Source organism: Clostridium sp. CF012, assembly GCF_018861755.1.
Lineage (GTDB): Bacteria > Bacillota > Clostridia > Clostridiales > Clostridiaceae > Clostridium_AD.
The window spans coordinates 1-990 of record NZ_JAHLEF010000112.1; the positions used below are offsets into that span (position 1 = coordinate 1).

At 27.7% G+C, this 990-nt stretch carries 1 protein-coding gene; it reads right to left on the reverse strand.

Going from position 1 to position 990, the window contains the following annotated elements:
• A partial coding sequence (locus KPL50_RS26555) for an NAD-dependent protein deacylase (protein WP_216301461.1) occupies window positions 1–650 on the reverse strand: 650 nt, incomplete at its 3' end.
• Window positions 651–990: the final 340 nt, after the last annotated feature.

Consider the following 990-nt stretch of genomic DNA (forward strand, 5'->3'; position numbering starts at 1 on the left):
GATTTGTTGATGAGAATTAAGTTATTTCCATTGAAATATTTAATTAGGTTTGCTGCTGGATAGACTACAAGAGAGGTACCACCTATAATCAATGCATCAGCGTTACTTATTGACTTAATGGAACTTTCTAAGATATCCATATCTAACCCTTCTTCATAAAGGACTACATCGGGTTTGACAATACCACCACAACTATCACATATTGGAACTATAGATTTGCTAGTTAATATATAATTTAAACTAAAAGATTTGTTGCATTTCATACAAGAATTTCTATGTATAGATCCATGAAGCTCATAAACATTTTTTGAACCTGCCATTTGGTGTAATCCATCAATATTTTGAGTGATTATAGCTTTTAATTTATTTTTATTTTCAAGCTTTGATAATGCAATATGGGCAGCATTCGGTACTGCATCAGTAAAAATCATATTAGTTTTATAAAACTTAAAAAAGTCTTCGGTATGATTTATAAAAAAAGAATGACTCAAAATAACTTCAGGAGAAAATTTTAAGCCATTTTTTACATTATATAAACCTTTTGCGGAACGGAAATCAGGAATGGAACTTTCTGTTGATACGCCTGCACCTCCAAAAAAAACTATATTAGTACTGTTTTTTACAATTGTTTCTAATGATTTGTAACACATAACATCAACCCCTTATATATATTATAACAGTTAAGTGATTAGTAGTTGTTAAATTAAATATAATAGTATGGTTCAATATTAATTAATATAGGACAAGAAACAATATACTTATCCTAGTGTATCAACATAAGGTATTGGAGGATTAATAGTGAATAGTGGAGAAAAATGAGAATAATTTAGTTATATGAACTATAACGTTAATATACAATAATGCTGTTATGATAGAATATTCCTTGTCGTCGTAAGTAAGTGATGATATCGAATATTAAACAATAAATTGGTCTTTGAAAATTAAACAGAGAAATAGGTAAAGAAATGAAATAACATTTTATTTTAACCA